This window comes from Saccharopolyspora sp. NPDC050389 (assembly GCF_040655595.1).
In the GTDB taxonomy this organism is placed as follows: Bacteria; Actinomycetota; Actinomycetes; order Mycobacteriales; family Pseudonocardiaceae; genus Saccharopolyspora.
Genome location: NZ_JBFAKG010000113.1, coordinates 1 through 19,679 on the forward strand (window position 1 = coordinate 1; position 19,679 = coordinate 19,679).

At 69.4% G+C, this 19,679-nt stretch carries 14 protein-coding genes; 4 read left to right on the forward strand and 10 right to left on the reverse strand.

Features of this window, described 5'->3' with window-relative positions; all coding sequences use genetic code 11:
* Nucleotides 1–1,466 (forward strand): hypothetical protein (locus tag AB0I53_RS42975; RefSeq protein ID WP_358615205.1); only part of this gene is annotated, 1,466 nt, incomplete at its 5' end.
* A 28-nt stretch (nt 1,467–1,494) separates the two neighbouring features.
* Here the strand turns inward: AB0I53_RS42975 and AB0I53_RS42980 are convergent.
* Entirely contained in the window at nt 1,495–4,416 is a 2,922-nt protein-coding gene (locus tag AB0I53_RS42980; RefSeq protein ID WP_358615207.1) for an AAA family ATPase, read from the reverse strand.
* Between the two features lie 84 nt (nt 4,417–4,500).
* Here AB0I53_RS42980 and AB0I53_RS42985 point away from each other — a divergent pair, with 84 nt between their 5' ends.
* The 3 genes from AB0I53_RS42985 to AB0I53_RS42995 are packed head-to-tail and all read left to right on the forward strand — an operon-like array spanning nt 4,501 to nt 9,806.
* Complete coding sequence (locus AB0I53_RS42985; RefSeq protein ID WP_358615209.1) at nt 4,501–7,080, forward strand: helix-turn-helix transcriptional regulator; 2,580 nt, start codon at nt 4,501–4,503, stop codon at nt 7,078–7,080.
* A 43-nt stretch (nt 7,081–7,123) separates the two neighbouring features.
* Complete coding sequence (locus tag AB0I53_RS42990; RefSeq protein WP_358615211.1) at nt 7,124–9,565, forward strand: right-handed parallel beta-helix repeat-containing protein; 2,442 nt, start codon at nt 7,124–7,126, stop codon at nt 9,563–9,565.
* A gap of 25 nt (nt 9,566–9,590) precedes the next feature.
* Complete coding sequence (locus AB0I53_RS42995) at nt 9,591–9,806, forward strand: hypothetical protein (protein WP_358615243.1); 216 nt, start codon at nt 9,591–9,593, stop codon at nt 9,804–9,806.
* Between the two features lie 162 nt (nt 9,807–9,968).
* Here AB0I53_RS42995 and AB0I53_RS43000 read toward each other — a convergent pair whose 3' ends face one another.
* The 9 genes from AB0I53_RS43000 to AB0I53_RS43040 all read right to left on the reverse strand — a co-directional run bounded on the left by AB0I53_RS43000 (nt 9,969) and on the right by AB0I53_RS43040 (nt 19,665).
* Nucleotides 9,969–12,269, reverse strand: coding sequence for a PQQ-dependent sugar dehydrogenase (locus tag AB0I53_RS43000; protein ID WP_358615213.1), 2,301 nt, complete (start codon nt 12,267–12,269; stop codon nt 9,969–9,971).
* 95 nt (nt 12,270–12,364) lie between these two features.
* Nucleotides 12,365–13,036, reverse strand: coding sequence for a hypothetical protein (locus AB0I53_RS43005; RefSeq protein WP_358615215.1), 672 nt, complete (start codon nt 13,034–13,036; stop codon nt 12,365–12,367).
* Nucleotides 13,037–13,055: 19 nt separating this feature from the next.
* Nucleotides 13,056–13,931, reverse strand: a complete 876-nt coding sequence (locus tag AB0I53_RS43010) for a sugar phosphate isomerase/epimerase (protein ID WP_358615217.1) — start codon at nt 13,929–13,931, stop codon at nt 13,056–13,058.
* The gene (locus AB0I53_RS43015) at nt 13,928–15,082 is read right to left on the reverse strand and encodes a dihydrodipicolinate synthase family protein (RefSeq protein WP_358615219.1); all 1,155 of its coding nucleotides are present in this window, start codon (nt 15,080–15,082) and stop codon (nt 13,928–13,930) included. The genes AB0I53_RS43010 and AB0I53_RS43015 overlap by 4 nt, the downstream gene beginning before the upstream one ends.
* The gene (locus AB0I53_RS43020; protein ID WP_358615221.1) at nt 15,079–16,233 is read right to left on the reverse strand and encodes a Gfo/Idh/MocA family oxidoreductase; all 1,155 of its coding nucleotides are present in this window, start codon (nt 16,231–16,233) and stop codon (nt 15,079–15,081) included. The genes AB0I53_RS43015 and AB0I53_RS43020 overlap by 4 nt, the downstream gene beginning before the upstream one ends.
* Nucleotides 16,230–17,024, reverse strand: a complete 795-nt coding sequence (locus AB0I53_RS43025) for an ABC transporter ATP-binding protein (protein ID WP_358615223.1) — start codon at nt 17,022–17,024, stop codon at nt 16,230–16,232. The genes AB0I53_RS43020 and AB0I53_RS43025 overlap by 4 nt, the downstream gene beginning before the upstream one ends.
* Complete coding sequence (locus AB0I53_RS43030; protein WP_358615225.1) at nt 17,014–17,748, reverse strand: ABC transporter ATP-binding protein; 735 nt, start codon at nt 17,746–17,748, stop codon at nt 17,014–17,016. The genes AB0I53_RS43025 and AB0I53_RS43030 overlap by 11 nt, the downstream gene beginning before the upstream one ends.
* The gene (locus tag AB0I53_RS43035) at nt 17,745–18,797 is read right to left on the reverse strand and encodes a branched-chain amino acid ABC transporter permease (protein ID WP_358615227.1); all 1,053 of its coding nucleotides are present in this window, start codon (nt 18,795–18,797) and stop codon (nt 17,745–17,747) included. Before AB0I53_RS43035 ends, AB0I53_RS43030 begins: the two co-directional genes overlap by 4 nt.
* A complete protein-coding gene (locus AB0I53_RS43040) occupies nt 18,781–19,665 on the reverse strand; it encodes a branched-chain amino acid ABC transporter permease (RefSeq protein ID WP_358615229.1) in 885 nt (294 codons plus the stop codon). Before AB0I53_RS43040 ends, AB0I53_RS43035 begins: the two co-directional genes overlap by 17 nt.
* Nucleotides 19,666–19,679: the final 14 nt, after the last annotated feature.

Genomic DNA, 19,679 nt, shown 5'->3' on the forward strand with positions numbered 1-19,679 from the left:
ACGACGGTGCCGGCGGCGCGATCGCGGTGGTGCACGACGGCGCCGGCGAACCGACCTGGCAACCGCCCGCGCTCGCTCTGCGGTACTCGCCGGGCAAATCGGCTCAGGTGGTGGAGGCGGCACCGCCCCCGCGCGGCTGGTTGGTCTTCGATCCGGTGCATTACCGCCAGGCTCCACCGCCGGGAGCAGTGGCGGCGTCCGGAGGCTGGCTGGCGCGCGTGGTGCCGAGCGGCCTGGCGCTGCTACCCATCGGACAGGTCCCCGGCGAAGCCGATTCACTACCGTTCGAACCGAATCGGATGACCGTGACGGTGGCCTGCTCAGAGCAATACGAGGTGTCCCCGGTGGGGGCGCTGCGCTCGCTGCTCGACGGCCTGCCCATGAGCAGTCGTGAGCGCATGCGGCTGGTCGCCGTCGAATCGGTACCGCCGGGGATGGCAGACCAGATTCGTGAGCTGGCCGATGTGTACGGCGCCCAGTTCGAACGCGGCACGCCCGCCGTCCCTGCGATCGGAACGTCGATCGAACCTCCGGTCGAGCAGAAAACCCTTGTGATGGCGCCGGTTTCGAACGAGGCCGCTCGATCCGGCGCGACTGCCGACGAGTCGGAACCGGGCGAGGCGAAGACCCGGATCCTCCCAGTTCCGGGCGCACCCGCGCTCCGGGAGCCGGAAGTCGTACTCCTACCGGCACCGAGGAGTCCTTCGGCCCCGGGTAGAAGCAACGGCTGTTCGGCCGCCGACCGGGAGGAATTCGCGCGGTGGTCGGAAAAATACCTCGACGGCGCCGTCATACCGGTGGACTTCACGTCCTCGGCGAGCGTCGACGCCCGCATCGACCACTCGGCGGTCAGGCTCTACCTAGGGCGCGGCGAGTGGTCGGGCGCTGCGCTGAACAACGCTCTGCGCGGTTCCGGGACGGAAGTCCCGGACCACTACGTCGCTTGTCTCACGGCAGGACTGGCGCGATTGCCGAGCCACTGCGGGGTGGTCTTCCTCCGCGTGACCGACCGTGCCGGGCTCGACTCCGCCTATTCGGCGGGCGATGTGCTCACGGAGCCGGCGTTCCTGAGCGCGATGGGAGCCCGAACTCGACTCGCGGCCGAGGCGTGCGGCGCGGAGTTGGTGATCTGGTCGCGAACCGCGCGTCGTACGGCTGCGGTGAATCCGGACCTGGCCGACGAGGTGGTGTTCCCGGCGGGGAGCAGGTTCAAGGTACTGGCCGTCGACAAGCCGACCGACGGCGGCGCCCTCGTCGTATTCCTGGTCGAGCTGCCGTCATCCGAGATCGAGGCGCCGGGCGAACCGGACCTGGACCGGGTGCTGCTCAGCGAGCTGCGAGCGGCACTTCGGCGCGGGCGGCACGGCCATCCGGTCGAGATGACCGAGGCGCAGGCCGAGCGTTGCGACGTCCCGGTCGGCCTGGTGCCGCGTCGTCGAACGGAGGTGGACCACGCGGGCAGGTGAGGTCGGGTGGGGGTGCGGCGAATCCGGTTCACCGCGACCCGTTGGCCGATCCGGTCGGGAAGTCGCCGGTGAGCATCGCTGCGGCCAACTCGACGCGGGAGCGGTATCCCGATCTCGTGAACATGCGGGAAAGCCTTGCCGCCACGCTTTTTTCACTGGTTCCGAACACAGAGGCCAGCTGTCGGTTGCTGAGCCCTTCGGTCACCAGCACCGCCAGCAGTTGTTCGTTCTCCCGCAGGGTTGCGCTGCGACCGGGCACGCTCACGTCGTGGTCCTGCATGTGCCGCCGCAGGCGCGCTCGCCACAGCAGGGCCCCCAACTGCCCCAGCAAGCAGTAGGCTTCCAAGAAGAGTTCCTGCGTCCGCAGGCCGGTTTGCGCGATCCGGCTGAACGCGACCGCCCGCTCGAACGGTGACGAACGTTCGCGCGCCAGCGCGATGGCGGCTTCGGCGCTGCGCGGATCGCCTAGCACGGCGGCACGGGCGACGAGGAGTTCGAGCCGCGCCTTGTCGGTGCCCAGTTCGTCCGCGACTCGAGCGAGCCGTCGAAGGCTGCGTTCGGCCTGCTCGTGTTCGTCATGCCTGGCTTGATGGTAAGCCAGGTCGGCCAGCAGGGTGTCGGTGCCGAACACGATGCCTCCGGCTTCTGCGCGGTGCAGCCCCGATCGCAGCAGGTCGTAGGCGGCGTCGCCATCGCCGAGCAGCCGCACCACGGTGGCTTCGGCGTGATCCAGCACGTGCTCCAGCTGGCCGCACCGGGCTTCCTCGGCCAGGTTGCGCGCCCGACCCACCCAGCCCTGGGCCGTCAGCACCTGGATCGCGCCGTGGTGCAAGAACAACCTGCCGACGGGGTCTGGGCCGGGTTCACCACCGATGCTGCTCCGGGCGATCCGCATCGCCTGGTCCCAGCTCCCGGCGCTCCAGTGCACCTGGAAACGGTCGGCATCGGACAGTCGGCATCCAGCGGAATCCGTCGGTTCAAGTTCTTTCCGCGCAGGTGTACCTCCTACCAACGCGAGCAACGACGAGTGATGCGGGGGCACGGCCCTGTCGCGTTCTGCTCCACACAGGACGGATGCGGTGAAGTCGAAAGAGCGCCCCCACCACGCGGCTGACGGGACCACCTCGGTCCACTGCGAGCGGTACTGCCGAAGCTCGGAACCTGCTTCCGCCCAACGGTTCAGCAGGCACAGGGCGATCGCGCGAACCAGCCCGCGGTGCCGTCGGTCCAGTGGAAGCCAGTCGGCGCGGAGGTCGATGACCCGCTGCAGTTCGGATTTTTCGCCGCACGAGGCCAAGGCGAGGACGCGGTGGAGCGCGAGCCGAACCCATTGCGGCTGTTGAAGCGGTGGCGGTCCAGACTCGAACACCGTCCGCGCACTGCGCTCCGCTTCGGTCATCCGCCCGTGGCGAACGCAGGCCGCGCAATGCTCGGCCAGCACGGCCGCTCGCTGCCGGCGTGTCGGTGCGAGTGAAGCGGCTGTGGCCAGCCACCGAATGACGCGGGGGTCGTCATCGAAGGATTCGTCTTCGGCGTGGCTCAGCAGCTCACCGATCGACCGCGCGGGGTCCGCGAGAGTGCCTGCTTCCACGAGGAAGTCGGCGAGCACACCATCGTTGCGCTGCGGGATGTCGCCCGTCCGCAGTGCGTTCACCGCCAATGACGCGAGCAGGCGGCGTTCGAAAGGACCGACGGCCGCACGCACGGCTTCGCGCGCTGCGGGAAGGGAAAAGCGCCACGATGGTCGTTCGTGATCCGCGGTGCGCGGGCGCCGGAGCGTGCGGTCGGCCTCCAGGTCCGCGAGGGTTTCCAGCACGCGGTGAGTGCTCGCGGTGAGCGCTCGCCCGGTGAGTTCGACGGCGTCCGCGCCGAAGCTCTCGTAGGTCGCCATGCATTTGGTGACTCGCCACCGGAACCCGTCGGTGGTCCGCAGGCCGGGCACCGCATCGATGCTGACCGGCGGCACACCACTTCCCGGGCGCAGCACGGCGTGCCGGTCCACGAACTGGATCGCACCGGTCTGCCGGCATGCAGCGGCGCTCGCGAGCAGCAGGGCCGGATTGCCGCGGCTGGCGTCGTGCAGGGCGGTGACCACCGATGCGTCAGGGACGGCGCCGACCGCGCGGGCCAGCGCGGCCGCGCTTTGCTGCGCCGTGAAAGGGCGGATAGACCGGCTACGGGCGAGACCGTGGCGGAGCAAGCGGTCGAGGGTCTGGGAGCGTGCATCGCGTGTGTGGTCACGGCGCATGGCGGCGACGATCGTGCATTCCGCACCGGCCAGGTGCTCGGCCAAGATCGGCAGCAGCTCTGCGGATCCGTCGTCGGCCCAGTGCGCGTCGTCGACGAGGATCACCAACGGAGCGAGCCGGCGCAGCACCACCGACATCGCCACCGCGAGTTGGTGTTCCGTCGTCGGCCCAGCTGTTCTCCCGCCGCTCTTGGCCAAGGCCGTCATCACGGATGAGGCCACGGCTCCGTTCTCCGCGGAGGTGACGGCGGCCAACAGGCGATGCGCGGAGCAGAAGGTCGTGAGCCGGTCGGTTTCGGCCAACCGCAAGCGCACCAACCTGGCGGGCCGCACCCGAATGCTCAAGGCGTCGAGCAGCGCGGAGCTACCGATTCCGGCCGTCCCCAGCAAGGCCATGACCGGCACGGAGTCGTCCGCCACCACGTCCAGCACGTCACGAACCAGGTCGTCCCGCCCGACGAGCGACGGACGTTCGTCGGTCACCGCGGAACGGACGACCGGTGCCTGGTCCTGCCGGTTCGCTGCTGTCGGGTACCCAACCAGCACGATCGGTGACTCCTTCCCAGTTGACGGCACGCACGCGCTTGCCAGCCCGGGGGAGATCCGCTCAGTCGCGAGAATTCTCCCTATCCGAAGCATCGTCCATCTCAGTTGCCGCCGACACCTGCTGTCGGGGGGTATTAAGACGTGGAGTGTTGCCACGCGTTCAGGCGCCTGCTTCCGTTCTCCCGGAGACGTCCGGGTGGCAGTTGGTGGGCGGGTTCGTCGAGCGGGAGGAAGGGGACGATGATCCGGGAGAGCGGAGCGGTCGTCGGCCGGGACGGAGAGCGGGCCGCGCTGGGGGAGTACGTTCGCCGGGGCGTCGTGGTGGACGTCCGCGGCGACATCGGGGACGGTAGGACGTCGCTGTTGGACGCGGCTTGCGCGGACTGGACCCGGGACGGTACTCCCGTCGTCAAGGCGACTGCCTGCGGCGAACGACCGTTGGGCACTGTGGATGCGCTGCTCGATGCCGTCCGGGAGCAGTTCGACCTGACCGCGAGCCCTCGTCTCCTCGAAAGCATCGCCGCTGCAACGAGCCTGCGTTCCCGGTTCCGGACGGGCGGCAACGTGCTGGGGCTCGCCCACGAGGTCGGGCGGGCACTGGCTGAGGCGGTGGGCGGACAGCGCGGCGGGGTAGCCGTCATCGATGACGTGGACCGGACCGATGCCGTCTCCAGGACCGCGCTGGCCACGATCGCCGCGACGGTTTGCTCTGCTGGAGCCGCGGTGGTGTTCTCCGCCCGCCGCGGTAGCACCACTCCGCTGGACGTGCTGGTTTCCGAAACCGTAGAACTCGTACCGCTTTCGGACGCCGACGTCCGCATTATGCTCGCCCGGCGAGTGCCGCGGTTCCCGCTCGACGTCGCGGTGGTCGATGCGCTGCGCACGGCGCTGGGGCCGCTGTTCCGCAACCCCGGCACTGTCCTGCAGACCCTGCAAGCGATGTTGGCCGACCAACGGCTGGTAGTGGTCGACGAGCACTGGTGCCTGACCACCCGGGGCGGGGAGATAGCCGTACCTGCGAAGCACTGGTTGGTCCGCCCGCTGCGGCAGGATGCGTTGGCCGCGATGCTCTCGGCACGGAGCCCCTTCAATCTGGAGCACCTCTCGGACCTGGTCGACGTGGTGGGAGCGGATCTGGGGGATACGGGTCTGCTGCTGGACGAACTGGTCGCCACCGGGGTTCTCGCCTTCTCCGAATCCGGGAGCTCGGTGTCGTTCGCGGTTCCGGCGCTGGCTGCCGCGGCACGGGCGGTGGCGGACGAAGGGCTCGTCGACGAATGCCGAGCCGCCCTGCGTGCGCGGTCGACCTCCCAGGCGGATCGAGCGCTGGTGACCGCACCGTCGCCGCGGGATCCGGGATGGTTGGGGTCGTTGCGCGATCACGTGCGGGCGCGGGTCGTGGCGGCGAGGTTCGATGACCTCCACGCCGAACTGCGTCGGTGTCTCCCGGAAATCCTCGCGGCAGCACCTGATCCCACTCATCCCGATCGCCAGGCGCTGGATGAGGTCCTGGCAGCTTGGATCGGTGCGCTGTTGCACGAATGGCGTACGGACTTGCTGCCGGAGGTGGTCGCCCAAATGCGGTCTGCTGGGGCGGCCTTGCCGGATGACTTCGCGGAATCCCTCCTAGAACCAGTTTCCAGGGCTGACTGGCAGACGGCGGCAGCCCGGCTCAAAACGATGTCGGCGTTCTGCACCACGGCTGCCGGCTTCCTCGCGCTGTTGGAAGCGCTCACCGGCGACCAAAAGACGTTCCTCGAGGCAACCAGCAACTGGCCCAGGCTCCGGCGGATGGCCGCCGACGACCTGCGCGATGCAGCCGCGCACGGCGATCTCGCCACTGTCCTGGAAAGCGCGCTCGGCGTCCGGTACGGATCCGTCGAGCACAGCGACGCGGCCGGATACCAGCAGATGCTGCGGGCCTACCACGTGGGAGACCGGGAACGCGCGTTGTCGCTCGCGCGGAGGATGGAAGCGCGCGACCCCGGTCGTCGCGGCTCCCCGTTGAGGCAACTCTCCCGAGTGCTGGCCGGCGAGATCTGCGCCGACGGCGGCGATTTCGGCCGCGCGGCGCAATGGCTGCGGGGATCTTCGCACCGGATGCTTGGCGGCCACCTGGTGAGCTGGGCGCGCTGTGGTCTGCGCTACCGCACGGGCAAGGCCGCGGCAGCGATCCACCACGGATGGCGGGAGTACCGCGAACACCGCAGTTGGGGACGCACGTCCGGGCTGGAGAAGCTCCTCGGTCGGCTGATCGACTGCTCGACCCGCGAAGGCGATCAGGACATGGCCGAAATCCTGCTCGACGAGTTGGAGGAACTCGACGAGGTGGTCCGGTCGGGATCGACGCGCACCGCCGTGCTGCTCGGGCACGGACTCGTCCGGCGTGACCGCGGCAAGACCGTCGAATGCGTGCGCCTGGCGCGGGAGCGCGAGGACGCGCCGTCGGTGGCGCGAGCGTGCCTGTTGCTGAGCGATCTCAGCGAGGACCCGCAGCCCTGGTTGGCGGAGCTGTACGCGCTGACCAAGCGTCACGGTTCGTCCCGGAGTCGCGCGAACCTGGTCGGCTCGATGCGGCGGCGCGGAATGTGGCTGCCCAGGCAGCGCAGCAGGGACGACTCCTTCGCGCACACCGAGGCCAGGGTGGCGCAGCTGGTCAGCGACGGCTGCACCAACCGGCAGATCGCCGCGGTCCTGGAAGTCAGCGAGAAGACCGTGGAAAGCCATCTGACCAGGATTTTCGCCCGAACCGGCTGCCGAACCCGGGTCGAGCTGGCCGCCGCCTGGTTGGAGGGGCGAGTGACGGAGACAACGGCGTGACAACCCGCCGCGAGCCAACCGCGGCAGGAGAAGAGGACCGCAGATGATCTCGGTTTCCCAGGTGGTGCCGGGTGGTTTCCGCACGGTCTTGCAGGCCGTCAACGCGGCACCCGAGGGCGCGACGATCAGCGTGGCGCCCGGTCGCTACCGCGAGAACCTGGTACTGATCAGGGACGTCACGATCGTGGCCGAGGACGGCCCGGGGACGGTGCTGATCAGTTCCGATGTCGGCGCCGTGCTGGAGGTGGCGGCCGCGGTGGCGCTCAGCGGCATCGAACTGCTGGGCAGCGACCCCGAACAGGCGCCGGTGGTGGTGGGATCCGGGCGCCTGGTGATGGTGGAATGCGCGGTCCGAGGTGACTCGTGGGCTGCGGCTCATGCCCACGGCAGCGGAAGTCTGGTGCTTCGGGAGTCGCATGTCAGCAACCCGGCCGGGGCCGGTGTGGTGGTCACATCACGGGCCGGGAGTTCGGTGCACCACTCGACCTTCGAGGGCCTCGGTACCTCGGCCGTCGTGGTGGCCGATCGCGGCCTGCTGGACGTGCGCGGCAGCACCGTCCGGAAAAGCGGTGGGAACGGCTTCTACCTGAGCGGGCATGCCGAGTTCACGGCCGCGGATTCCGGGATTGTCGACTGCGGGGACAAACCCGCGGTAGCGGTGGAGGACCACGCCACGGCCGTCTTCCGGCGGGTATCGGTTCGCGGGACGGCGGGCCTCGGCTTCTTCCTGAAGACCACCGGCCTGGTCGAGCTCACGGAATGCACCGTCGAGGACTCTGCCGCGGAAGCGTTCCTCGCGGAGGGGACCGGTCGTGTCGCGCTGCGGGATTGCGAGATGCGCCGCAGTGCGCGGCACGGCATGCGGTTCTCAGGCGCGGCTACCGCAGAGTTGCAGAACTGTCGAGTGTCTGATGTTGGTGGCACTGGTGCGGTTGCCGAAGATAGGTCTACTGTGGAATGTGACGGGCTCGAAGTGCGGACTTGCGGGGAAAACGGTCTCCAGCTGACCTCCAAGCAGGAATCCGTGTGGCAGAGGTTGACGGTCCGCGAATGCGCGCACAACGGCATCGTGATCCACGGCGCCGATGTCCGCTTCGAAGCGCTCGAGGTCGAGCGAGCCCAACGGGCGGGCTTGGAACTCGCCGCGGACGCGCACGTCCTGCTCCGGGGAGGCACCGTGCGGGGCACAGGTGGAGCGGGGGTCACCGTCTCCGGCGGGACGCTCACCGCGGAGGACGGCGATCTGCACGGTTCCGGAGGCGACGGGGTGCTTCTCGCCGACGGAGCCTCCGGGGTGCTGGCCCGCTGTCGGATCCGGGAAAGCGCCGGCCACGGTATCCAGGTCGCTGCCACGGCGAAGGCGCGCATGACCGACTGCGAACTCCTGGGCAACGACGGCGACGGCATCCGAGTCGCCACGGACCGCGAAGTCATCGTGCGCGACTGCTCGTTGCGGGAGAACGGCGGAGCCGGGCTGCGCCAGCAAGTGGTATCGACGTCGATCACGTTCGAGAACACCAGAAGCAGCGGCAACGGCTTCGCGGACGCCTTCGGCACCTCGCAGGCCGTGCCCGCAGCTGTCCCGGCGGAACATGCTGCACCGGGCGGTGGAAAATCGGTTGAGAGGCCGCCTGCGGAGGAACTCCAGGCTCTGGTGGGCCTCGAAAACGTCAAGCGCGAAGTGGCCACCTTGGTCAACCTCAACCGGATGGCGAAACTCCGAGCGGAAGCGGGCCTTTCCGCCCCACCGATGAGCAGGCATCTGGTCTTCGCGGGTGCACCGGGAACCGGCAAGACCACCGTGGCTCGGCTCTACGGCGCGATCCTGGCAGAGCTCGGGGTGCTCCAGTCCGGTCACCTGGTGGAGGTCGCGAGGGCCGATCTCGTCGCGCAAATCGTCGGTGGCACGGCGATCAAGACGACGGAGGCGTTCCGGGAGGCGATCGGTGGCGTGCTGTTCATCGACGAGGCGTACACGCTCAGCTCGCAGTCGGGTGGCACCGGCCCGGACTTCGGGCGCGAAGCGATCGACACCCTGGTCAAGCTCATGGAGGACCACCGAGACGAGGCAGTGGTGATCGTCGCGGGGTACTCCCGTGAGATGGCGGACTTCCTGGCCACCAACCCGGGTCTGGAATCGCGGTTCAGCCGGACCATCGAGTTCCCCAACTATTCCGCGGAGGAACTGGTGACCATCGTGCGGCAGCAGTGCTCGCGGCACGACTACCGGCTCGACGCACGAGCCGCGGAACTGCTCGTGCGGTATTTCGACGACATGCCCAAGGACGCCACCTTCGGAAACGGGCGAACGGCGCGGAAGACCTTCGAACTGATCGTGGACCACCAGGCATCGCGCCTGGCGGCCTCGCCCTCGGTCGCGACGTCCGACCTGACCCGCCTGCTGCCGGATGACCTCGCCTTCGCGCAGCCGCTCCCGTCTCGCAATGCGTTCGCCGACGAAGATGGGCGCAGCCTGCAATCTTGAGCGGCAGCGGACCGGTGGTGCCACCATGTCACTGCCGCAACCGACCGCGATCACCATCCGTCGCTCGACGGCAACGGTGGTGAGCTTCTTGGAAGGCCGCATGTGTTTTCCGTTGTTCAAGAACGGTTTTCAGGATCTCGGCAATCCTCGGAAGTATCATGTCGGCTGCAGCGGCGCCGGGAACTACGACGGTCTGCGCGACGGCCATTCCCTTGCCCACGGCTGCGTGCTCCACGAGTAGCAGCAGGAAGCGCCGCAGGGCCTCGTCCGGGGCATGCCGGTCAAGGAGTTCCGCGGGTGTGGCGCATAGCTGGTCGACCTCCTGGCGGGAGACCTCCTCGATCCCCGCAGTCATAGATGGTCGAGTGCGGGGCGCGGGTGGGCCGCGCCCCGCATCGGGTCCTCAGCGTTGGAAGAAGCGGCGGTATTGGTGGGCGATCGTTTCTGCTTCTGCCTCCGCGTTCAGGAACATCAGCGAGTCCATCCGGCAGTTGCAGGGGTTCCGCTCCGCGCTGTTCTGCGGGAAGCTGCCGCCGATCTTGATTCCGCGCGGGTTCGTCTTCGTCGTTCCAGACCCGTCGAGCTGCCACGGGTCGCCCGGGACGGTGTAGAAGCCCGGGAGCGGCTCGCCGTTGCGATACAGGGCGATTTCGCCGGTGGTGTAGTTGAAAGTCGCTGCGAGGTGAACCCACTCGCCGGCCGGGAGCAGCTCGCGCCAGTCCTGCTGGGCGGCGAACGTCTGGGAGCTGCCGCCGTCGATGCGGCGACCCAACGCCACCAGCCGCAGTTCACCGTCGACCTGGATCAGCTCCAGCAGCGCCCGGACGTCGTGGCCGTCGGAGTTGCCGCTGAGGATCCCGGCGAGACCGACGGCGTTGTACCGGTCGGCCGGGTCCGGCGTGGTGGAGTTGGGGCTGGGGTTCTCACCGGTCATCTTGAACCAGCCCATCACGGTCGCGCCCTCGGTGCCGTTGAACGCGCTGAGCGAGGAGGCCCCACTACCGTCCCAGACACCGGCCTTCCAGTCGTCGTTCCCGGCCACATCGGGGTTGACCTGCTGCGCTTGGAGGGCGTTGTTGCTGCCGGGGAACGCGCCGTCGGCCACCCGCATCTCCTCCCCGCCGTTGAGCAGACCCAGCAGCGTGCGGGACGAGCCGCGGTCGAGCTCTCGGGAATCGTCGGCGGCGAAGGGACGCTCGAAGTCGTAGTAGGCGATCAGGTTCCGCTGCACCTCCTCGGTGACCTCCGAGCCGGGACCCGTGCGAGTGCCGACCACCTTCCAGATCTTGCCGTTGGCCTTGGCGAGCAGGTACAGGTTGCGCTGCGAGTCGGTGCCGAAGCGCAGGTCCACCCGGCCGTCCCCGACGAAGTCCGTCATCCGCATCTGCTTGCCCGCGGTGTCGAACAGCTGCAACTCGTGCAGGGGCGCGCGTTCCGCGCCGCGCTTCATCCGGTTGACGTCGGTGTAGAACACGCGGCCGTCCACCAGGTCGCCGAACACGTACTTGCCCCGCAGCAGCGGGAATTGCGATCCCCGGTACACCTGGCCGCCGGAGATCGCGCGGCCGCTGTCGGAGTTGCACGGCCAGCCCTGCGGCGGATCGTGGTCGTAGGCGGCGACCGGGTAGACGTAGCCGTACTTCTCGTCGTCCGCCGGCAGCGGGTACAGGTAGCACTGGTTCTCCGGGCGGAAGGTGAAGTCGCCCTCGCGTTCGCTCCACCCGAAGTTGTCCCCGGCGCGGACCTCGTACACCGCCTCGATCGCGTGCTGGCCGATGTGTCCGAGGTACATCGCGTGCCGGCCCTCGGGGTCCCAGCTGAACCGGTGCGGGTCGCGCATGCCGACGGCGTAGATCTCACCCAGCGCGCCGGGTGCGCCGACGAACGGGTTCGACGCCGGAATGCCGTACTGGCCGTTGGGCCCGTCGTTGCCCGCCGGGTCGATCCGCAGGATCTTGCCTGCCGGGGTGGTCATGTCCTGCGGAACGTCGGAGTCCAGACCGATGCCGCCGTCGCCGACTCCCAGGTAAAGCAGGCCGTAGTCCGGGTCGCCCGGCTTGGCGGTGGGGTTGAAGTCGATCTGCTGGATCGCGTGGATCTGGGTGGTGAACCCGAAGCGGAAGATCTCCCGCTGGGCACCGGCGAACACGTCGGCGGCCGGGTCGTCGGCGGTCCACTCGGTCACCACGCTCTGCACGGACGCGTTCGGCTGGTTCGGATAGGTCGGCTCCTCGGTGTCGATGGCCGCCTTGTCCTCGCTGTGCACCGTGTAGAGCTTGCCGTTGCGCGCGAAGTCGGGGTGGAAGGCGACGAAACCGAAGCCGCTGCCCATCCCGCGCCCGGAGAAGAAGTGCTCGAAGCGCGCCTTGAAGTCCAGGTACACGTGCTGCCGACCGCCGTCGAGCAGGTACAGCGGGCCGTTGAGGTCGGGCACGAACAGCCGGCCGGAGCCGTCGGGTACCTCGCCGATGTAGTTGATCCGGTTGTGCCGGATCAGCCGCGGGTCGGTCGCCGGGGGCGTGGCCTCGGATGCGGGCAGTTGCGCGACTTCCTGGAGCACCAGGCCGAGCCGGGACTGCTGCGGCTCTTCGGGGATCGGATCGGTGATCGGTTCGTCGGCGGCACCGGTCGCCGGTGGTGCTAACAGGGTCGCTGCGGCCACCACTGCGGTGATCGCGGCGCACCAGGATCTGCGCACGCGCATGGTCGGACTCCATCCCTCGCCGTTGTGGGTCGGTCATGCATCGCAGGCCGCCGGCGGAAAGCGGCGGACCGCGAGAGAAAGTTCGGAAACCGCTGTCAGGAAGCGGGAGTACCGATGATGGTGACGTCGCGGACGCGCCCGTAGTTGTCGAACGAACCGAAACCGACCCGGCCACCGGAGAAAGTGGCGTCGGACGCGGTCATCAGCGGCTCGTCGGCGCCGTCGACGTACACCGCGATCTCACCCGTCGCGGCGCGGTAGTCGAGGCGGACGTCGTGCCAGTCGGTGTCGTCGATGGCCGGCGGTGCGCCGGTGGTGCCGTTCCACTGGTCGTCGATGCGGACCCGGTCGGCGTTGTCGACGACGAAGATCCCGTTGTGCGGATAGATCGTGTTGTCCTGCGACAGGTGCGCGTAGTAGAAGCGGGTGGGGGACTGGTAGTTGAAGATCAGCACGACATCCCGGTCGCTGCGGGTCACCGGTTCGTCGATGCGGACCTCGCCGGTCAGGCTCAGCGAGCCGAATTCCGGTCCTTTTCGGACGATGGCGTACTCGAACGGGCGGCGCGGGCCCTCCGGCGGCACCCCGCGATCGGTCATGACCACCTGGCCGGCGGTGAATTCCCACTTCCCGGGCGTCAGCGGGGCCCAATGCCGGTCAGTGGCGGCCGGCCGGACCACCACGAGCCCCGGGGCGGCCGACGCGGTCGGGCTGGCCGTCGCGCACAGGCCGACGACCAGCCCGGTGAGCAATGTTCTTCGTCTCATGTGGACTTCCTCCTGGCGGCTAGAGGTGCGGCTCCACGAACTCGACGTATCGGCGGGTCAGGGTGGCGACGACGTCGGAGCCGGGCGCGGCCCAGACGTCGGCGTTGAAGATCTCGACCTCGACGTCCCCGCGATATCCGGCAGTGGAAACCGCACGCGTGAGCGCCGCGAAGTCGACGTGGCCGTCGCCCACCATCCCGCGGCTGAGCAGCGTGTCCGCGGGTAGTGGAGTGATCCAGTCGCAGATCTGGTAGCTGACGATCCGCTGCCCGGCGCGCGCGATCTGCTCCAGCACGCCCGGCTCCCACCACACGTGGAACGTGTCGACCACGACTCCGACCACATCCGGCGGGTGCTGCTCGGCGATGTCGAGCGCTTGGGCGAGGGTCGAGATCACTCCGCGGTCGGCGGCGAAGATCGGGTGCATCGGCTCGATGCCGAGCCGCACCCCGCGCTCGCGGGCGTGCGGGACCAAAGCGGCGACGGCATCGGCCACGCGCTGCCGGGCGCCGGTGAGATCGCGGTCGCCCGCGGGCAGCCCGCCGGGCACGAGCACCAGCGCGTCGCAGCCGAGCGCCGCCGCCTCGTCGAGGGCGGTGACGTTGTCGCCGATCGGATCGCCGGAGGTGAAGAAGCCACCGCGGCACAGCGAGGAAACCCGCAGCCCGGCATCGCGGATCATCCGCGCGGCGACCTCCAGCCCGACCTCCGCGACCGGCTCGCGCCAGACCCCGATGGAGCCGAGCCCGGCGGCCACGCAGCCCTCCACCGCCTCGCGCAGCGACCAGTTGGCGGTGGTGCGCTGGTTCAGCGAAAGCCGGGCCAGCCGCGGGTCATCGGGTTGCGGAGTCGGTACCCGGGCCGGTGCGTTCATCGGCACGTCGTGCGGGCTCATGACACGGCTCCCGAGGCTTCGAGCCACAACCGCATCCGGTGCGCGGCGAACCCCGGATCGACCAGCAACCGCGCGTCGTTGGCCAGTGCGAAGATCCGCGCCAGGTGCACGATGCTGCGCGCGGACTGCAATCCGCCGAGCATCGTGAAGCCCGGCTGGTGGCCGTTCAGCCAGGCCAGGAAGGCGATTCCGGTCTTGTAGTAGAAGGTCGGTGCGCTGAACACGTGCCGCGACAGCGGGAGCGTCGCGGCCATCTCCGCGTCGTAGGTCGAGAGGTCGCCGTCGTCGAGCGCGGCCAGCGCCGCCGAGGCGGCCGGAGCGATCGCGGCGAATGCGCCGAGCAGTGCGTCCGAGTGGTGTTGCGAGTCGCCGCGGATCAGTTCCGGGTAGTTGAAGTCGTCACCGGTGTAGAGCCGCACGCTGGCCGGCAGTGCGGCGCGCAGGCCACGCTCGTGCTCGGCCGACAGCAGGGAAACCTTCACGCCGTCGACCTTCGCCGCGTGGTCGCGGACCAGGTCGAGGAAGGCTTCGGTGGCGGTGGGCAGGTCGGTCGAGCCCCAGTAACCGGCCAGGTGCGGGTCGAAGACCTCGCCGAGCCAGTGCAGGATCACCGGCTCGGCGACCTGCCCGAGCACCGCGTCGTACACCCGCCGGTAGTCGTCGGTGCCGCTGGCGACGGCGGCCAGCTGGCGGGAGGCCATCACGATCACCTGCGAACCGGTCGATTCCACGAAGCCGACCTGCTCCTCGTAGGCGGCGACGACCTCGTCGAGGTCGGCGGCCCCGGGCCGGTGGTCGGTGCCCGCCCCGGAGGCGATCCGAGCGCCGAAGGAGCGGGCCTGTTCGGCGCTGCGGCGGACGAGTTCCTGCACCGCGGGCCAGTCCAGGCCCATGTTGCGCTGCGCGGTGTCCATCGCCTCCGCCACCCCGAGCCCGTAGCGGAACAGCTCCCGGCGGAAGGCCAATGTGGACTCCCAGTCCACTGCCGCGGGCGCCCCCGGGGTGTTGTCGCCGAGCGGATCGGCGACCACGTGCGCGGCGGCGAACGCGACCCGCGAGACATACGGCTGATGTTCCTCCCACCGCCTGGGTTCGCGCAGTACGACTTGCGCCCAGGTGCCCTGGTCGGTGGGCAGCTCGATCGCGCTCATGCCGCGCCGCCGGTGGGCAGCTCGATGCGGCGGCCTTCGGCCGACGAGGTGAGCCCGGCGTCGGCGAGCCGGAGACCGCGCACGCCGGCGGCCAGGTCGTAGGGGTGCGGCCTGCCGTGGTGCACGTCCAGCAGGAACCGCTCCCACTGCGCGCGGAACCCGTTTCGGAACTCCGCGTTGTCGGGGATTTCCTCCCACTGGCCGCGGAAGTCCTCGGTGGTCCGCACGTCGGGGTTCCAGGACGGCCGAGGGGTGCGGACGCGCGGCTGGATGCGGCAGCCGAACAGGCCCGCGACCGCCGAGCCGTGCGTGCCGTCGACCTGGAACTCCAGCAGTTCCTCGCGTTCCACCCGCACCGCCCACGACGAGTTGATCTGCGCGATGACCCCGCCGTCGAGCTCGAAGATCGCGTACGCCGCGTCGTCGGCGGTGGCGTCGTAGCGCTGCCCGTCCTCGTCCCAGCGCTCCGGGATGTGCGTGACGGCCTTCGCGGTGACCGCGCGGACCCGGCCGAAGATGTTCTCCAGCACGTAGTTCCAGTGGCAGAACATGTCCAGCACCACGCCGCCGCCGTCCTCGGCCCGGTAGTTCCAGCTCGGCCGCTGCGCGGGCAGCAGATCGCCCTCGAAGACCCAGTAGCCGAATTCCCCTCGCACGGAGAGGATCCGGCCGAAGAAGCCCGCGTCCACCAGCCGTTTGAGCTTCTGCAGTCCGGGCAGGAAGATCTTGTCGTGCACGACGCCGTTGACGACTCCGGCGTCTTCGGCCGCCTTCACCAGTTCCTCGCCTTCGGCCACGGTCTCGGCCACGGGCTTCTCGGTGTAGACGTGCTTGCCCTCGGCCACGGCCTTCAGCACGGCCTTGCGGCGCTCGTTCGTGACCTGGGTGTCGAAGTAGATCTCCGCAGCGTCCTCGGCCAGCAGCGCGTCGAGATCGGTGCTCCACTCGGAGATGTCGTGCTGAGCGGCGATGCTGGCCAGCTTCTCGGCGTTGCGGCCGACCAGAACCGGCTCGACCTGGATGCGGCTGCCGTCGGCGAGCGGCACGCCGCCGTCGTCGCGGATCGCCAGGACCGAACGCAGCAGGTGCTGGCGGTAGCCCATCCGGCCGGTGACGCCGTTCATCAGGATGCGGTAGGTGCGGTCGGTCATGATCGCGGGCCCCCTGTCTTCAACGTCTTCGACGATGTGGTGCTGGAGCGTCGGTTGCCGAGGTAGAGCTCGCCTAGCTGCGGGTCGGCGAGGAGGTCGGATGCCGGGCCGGCGATGTGCACCCGGCCGAGGTCGAGGACGCAGCCCAGGTCGGCGACCTCCAATGCGCGGCGGGCGTTCTGCTCCACCAGCAGCACCGCCGTCCCCGCGTCGCGCATCCGCGACACCTGGGCGAACACGGTCTCGGTCGCTTTGGGGTCCAGGCCCATCGACGGCTCGTCGAGCAGCACGACCTTCGGGCTGACCATCAGCGACCGGGCGAACTCCACCTGCTTCTGCTGGCCGCCGGAAAGCGCTCCGGCCAGCGCGTCCCACCGCTCGGCCACGACCGGGAACAGCTCCTGGACGAAGGCCACGCGGTCGGCGATCTCGGACCTGTCCCGCAGCGTGTACGCGCCGAGCAGCACGTTCTCCGCCACCGTCATCTCCTTGAACACGCTGTGCCCCTGGAGGACGTGGGACAGGCCTGCTTCGAGCATCTGCTGCGGTCGGCGGCTCGTGACGTCCCTCCCGCACACCAGAATCCGGCCGGATCGCGGCGTGAGCATGCCGCTGGCGACCTTGAGCACTGTGGACTTCCCGGCACCGTTGGGCCCCACGAGGCAGACGACGCTGGCCGGAGGCACCCGCACCGTCAGCCCGCGCAGCACCAGCGCCGCGCGCCCGTACCCGGCCTCGACGTCGACGAGTTCGAGCAGGTGCTCGCCCGAACCCCGCTGCTCAGATCCCAAGGTAGGCCTCCAGGACTCGCGGGTCGTTGCGGACCTCGTCGGGCGTGCCCGCGGCGATCGGCTGCCCGCGGTCGAAGACGACCACGTGGTCGGACAGGCTCATCACCAGGTCCATGTTGTGCTCCACGATCAGGAAGGTCCGGCCCTCGGCGTTGAGCGCGCGCACCAGGTCCCCGATCCGCTCGATCAGCGCCGGGTTCACCCCGCCCGCGGGCTCGTCGAGCAGGACCGTCTCGGGATCGGCCATCAGCACCCCGGCGAGTTCCAGCAGCTTCTGCTGGCCGTAGGACAGGTCGCGGGCCGGCACGTCGGCCAGGTGCTCGATGCCGACGCGGGTGAGCAGCTCGCGCGCTCGGTCCAGGTCGGCGCGCTGGCGCGCGGAGACCAGCTGACCGAGCAGGGTTCGGGAGCGGACCGGGACCAGCAGGTTCTCCAGCGCCGTCATCCGCGGGAAGATCCGGCACAGCTGGAAGCTGCGGCCGATGCCCGCGCGGGCGATCCGGTGCGGCGGCCGGCCGGTGATGTCCCGGCCGTGGTAGCTCGCGGTGCCGGAATCGGGCTTGATCATCCCGGTGACGCAGTTGAAGAACGTGGTCTTGCCCGATCCGTTGGGGCCGATCAGGGCGTTGACCCTGCCGTGCCGGAAGGCGACGGTCGCTCCGTCGACGGCGCGCACCCCGCCGAAGGACTTGGTCAGGCCGGTGGTTTCCAGTCCCGTGCTCACAGGCGCGCCTCCTCGACGGTCCCGGCCCGGCGCTGCTCGGCGAGCTCGGCCTGGCTGACTTCCCGGATCGACGCCGTCCGCGGGCGGAACCGGTGCAGCAGGTCGCGCAGCGCCGGGATGATCCCGTCGGGCATGAACAGCACCACCGCGGCTAGCAGCACCCCCAGCGCGACCAGGTGCAGCTGGGTGTCGCCGTACTGGGCCTTGAAGTACTCCACGGCGTAGCCGACGATCACCGCACCGAGCAGCGGCCCGAACAGGCTGCGCACGCCGCCGAGCAGGCTCATCAGCACCAGGTAGGAACCGGTCAGCACGGAGAACTGGAAGATCGGGTCCAGGAACCCGAACCACAGCGCGTACAGCCCGCCGCCCAGCGCGGTGAAGAACGCCGAGACGACGAACGCGACGAGCTTGTAGGTGAAGGTCGGCACTCCGAGCGCCTCGGCCTTGTCCTCGTCTTCCCGGATAGCCTTGAGCCCGGAGCCGAACCGGGAGCGGTCGATCGCCCACCAGCACAGCAGGGCGACGGCCAGCAGCGCGGCGTGCAGGTAGAAGAACCGCTCGTGCTGTTCGGGGCGGAGGACGTCCGGACCGAACGGGCGCGGCACGCGCAACCCGTTGGAGCCGCCGGTGAAATCTCCCCAGCTCTGGAAGACCAGCAGCGTGATCAGTACCAGCGCGATCGAAACGATGACGAACGACGCACCGCGAACCCGCAGGCTTGCGATGCCGATCGGCACCGCCAGCACCGCGACGACCACGCCGCCGAGGACCAGCGCGAGCCAAGGGTTCAGGTCCGCGCGCACGACCAGCAGCGCGGTGGCGTAGCCGCCGAGCCCGGAGTAGGCCGCGTGGCCCAGCGAGATGTAGCCGGTGAATCCGCCCACGAAGTTCCACGACGTGGCCAGCACGGCGTAGCTCATGATCACCACGCCGACCGACAGGATGAACGGATCCGGTGCCAGCGCGGGGAAAGCGACCACCAGCGCGGCCAGCGCGAGCAGTCCGGCGAGCTTCGCGGCGCGGGCGGGATCAGAAACGCTGCGCAAGGCGGCCTCCGAAGAATCCCTGTGGGTGCAGCAGCAAGGTGGCGAACAGCGCGACGTAGAAAACCGTTTGCGCCCAAGTCGTTCCGAGCGGCAGCTGGAGCAGGCTCTGACCGAGGCCCAGCACCATGGCGGCGATCGCCGCACCGGGGATGCTGCCCAGCCCGCCCACCACGATGATCGCCATCAGCGGGCCGATCCAGTGCCAGTGCAGCGACGGGTAGATCGTGGAGTCCAGGGCCAGCGCCGTGCCACCGATCGCCGCGGTGGCCAGGCCCATCCCGAACCCGTAGCCGGCGATCCGGCCGGTGTTGATGCCGACCAGCTGCGCCGCTTCCCGGTGCTGGATCGTGGCGCGTAGCGCCTGGCCGAACCGGGTCTTCTTCAGCAGCACGTAGAGCCCGGCCAGCGACACCGCGGCGAGGCCGAACGCGATCAGCTTCACCGCCGGGATGCTGGCGCCGAAGAACTGGATGTCCGCGCCGGAGTAGGGCAGCCGGATGCGTCGGTGGGTGCCGCTGAAGACGAGCCCGAGCGCGCCCTCGATCACCAGCGCGATGGCGAACGTCAGCAGCACCGACATCATGGTCAGCGTCGCCGGGCGGAGCCGCGAGATCAGCAGCCGCTGCATGAGCACGCCGACCGCGAAGAACAGCGGGACGGTCACCGGCAGCGACAGGAGCGGGTCCAAACCGGTCTGGAGGTTGAAGAACCAGGCCAGGTAGGCGGCCAGGATCAGGAAGGCGGAGTGCGCCAGCATCACCACGCGCATCACGCCGAAGTACAGCGTCAGACCTGCGGCGAGGAGGGCGTAGAGCCCGCCGAGCAGCACGCCGAGCACCAGGCTCTGCAGCAGGAGGGATCCGGTCATTTAGAGCCTCTTTC